The 2,109-nt window shown below is 59.7% G+C and carries 2 protein-coding genes; both read left to right on the forward strand.

What is annotated here, in order from left to right; translation table 11 throughout:
• The first annotated feature begins 45 nt into the window (after positions 1 to 45).
• Positions 46 to 825 carry a hydroxypyruvate isomerase gene (gene hyi / locus AC1D1X_RS21535; RefSeq protein WP_477699134.1) on the forward strand — a complete coding sequence of 260 codons (780 nt, stop codon included), beginning with the start codon at positions 46 to 48 and terminating at the stop codon, positions 823 to 825.
• 30 nt (positions 826 to 855) lie between these two features.
• Positions 856 to 1,782 (forward strand): 2-hydroxy-3-oxopropionate reductase, encoded by a 927-nt coding sequence (glxR, locus tag AC1D1X_RS21540; RefSeq protein ID WP_477699135.1) that lies wholly within the window; start codon positions 856 to 858, stop codon positions 1,780 to 1,782.
• Positions 1,783 to 2,109 lie beyond the last annotated feature (327 nt).

Below are 2,109 nucleotides of genomic sequence, written 5' to 3' on the forward strand. Positions count from 1 at the left end.
GAGTAAGCCCCTAGCAACGGCCAACGCCCCACCAGCAAAGAAATCATGCCTAAATTTTCCGCCAATCTCAGCATGCTCTATACCGAGCATGCGTTCCTCGACCGCTTTGAACCGGCTGCGAAGGCCGGCTTCAAGGCGGTAGAGTTTCTTTTCCCCTACGCCTTCAGTGCCGCCGATATCAAGGCCAGGCTCAACAGCAACGGTCTGCAGCTGGTGCTGCACAATCTGCCCGCCGGCGACTGGGAGGCCGGCGAACGCGGCATTGCCTGTCACCCTGATCGTGTGGAGGAATTCCGTGCCGGTGTGACCCAAGCCATCACGTATGCCCAGGTGCTCGGTGTAGGTCAACTCAACTGCCTGGCCGGCAAAACACCAGTGGGTGCCAGTGATGCCGTTCTGCGCACGACTTTTGTCAATAACCTGCGCTATGCATCCATCGAACTGAAAAAGGCCGGCCTCAAATTACTGATCGAACCGATCAACACCTTTGACATTCCGGGCTTCTACCTGAACCRCACGGCTCAGGCACTGGACATTCTGGACGAGGTCGGTGCCAACAACGCCTTCGTGCAGTACGACATCTACCACGCGCAGCGCATGGAAGGCGAAGTGGYGGCGACGATACAAAAACATCTGGCACGCATCGCCCACATCCAGCTGGCCGACAACCCCGGCCGCAACGAGCCGGGCACCGGCGAGATCAACTACGCATTTTTGTTCACGCACCTGGACCGCCTTGGCTATGGCGGCTGGATAGGCTGCGAATACAAACCTGCCAGCACGACGGACGCAGGACTGGGCTGGCGCCAGCGCCTGACAAGCTGACCCGCACCATCTCACAAGGACTACGTTTACATGACCTCCAACGCCCTGAAAATCGGCTTCGTCGGCCTCGGCATCATGGGCGCTCCCATGGCCGGCCATCTGATCAAGGCTGGGCATCAGCTGTTTGTCCATACCCTCGGCAAGATGCCCGATGCAATTGCCAGTGGCAGCGCCACGCAATGCGTGAATTCCCGTGGCGTAGCTGAGCGCGCGGACATCATCTTCATCATGGTGCCCGATACCCCTGACGTGGAGGCTGCGCTGTTCAGCGAAGGCGGTATCGCAGCCGGTCTGAAGGGTTCGGCCGCAGACGCAGGTGAACGCAAGGTTGTCGTCGACATGAGCTCCATCTCGCCCATAGCCACCAAAACCTTTGCGCAGAAAATCAACACACTGGGCTGCGACTACCTTGACGCACCGGTTTCCGGCGGCGAAGTCGGTGCCAAAAATGCGACGCTGTCCATCATGGTCGGCGGCCCACAARCCGTGTTTGAACGCATCAAGCCGCTGTTTGAATTGATGGGCAAGAACATCACGCTGGTTGGCGGTAACGGTGACGGCCAGACCGCCAAGGTGGCAAACCAGATCATCGTGGCGCTCAACATCGAAGCGGTGGCCGAGGCGCTGCTGTTTGCCGCCCGCGCCGGCGCTGACCCGGCGCGTGTACGCCAGGCCTTGATGGGCGGCTTCGCGTCATCGAAGATTCTGGAGGTGCATGGTGAACGCATGGTCAAGCGCACGTTTGACCCGGGTTTTCGCATCGAGCTTCACCAGAAGGACTTGAACCTGGCGCTCTCGACTGCGCGCCTGCTCGGCATCTCGCTGCCCAACACGGCCACCGCGCAGGAGCTGTTCAACTCCTGCGTCGCACACGGCGGCAAAACCTGGGACCACTCCGCAATGGTGCGCGCATTGGAGAAACTGGCCAACTTCGAGATTGGCCAGCAGGCCGGGTGATCGTTGCCGGAACGCGCGCACAAGCGTGGATCCGGCGTCTTTGCGTTGCGTCCGTTTGCACCGGGAGTTAACAGTCCCCAAAGTCGCACCGCACCGCTCATGCAGCCGGCATTGGGCCTGTTATTGGTCCAGCCGAAGAAAAAATCCCATGCGGCCGGATCGCATTCCGTGATGGAACTGCCGAAAAAACTCCAGCCTCCATTTCTCACCCCCACTTGTTCGGGATTGGCGTGCGCACGCAGGCGCGCCGGAAAGTCACTGCACTCTTACCCACCTGCGTGAACCGTACCCTTCGCGCCGGGCATTATTTATATATAACTCATAGAT

This window comes from Polaromonas sp. P1_G4 (genome assembly GCF_056405475.1).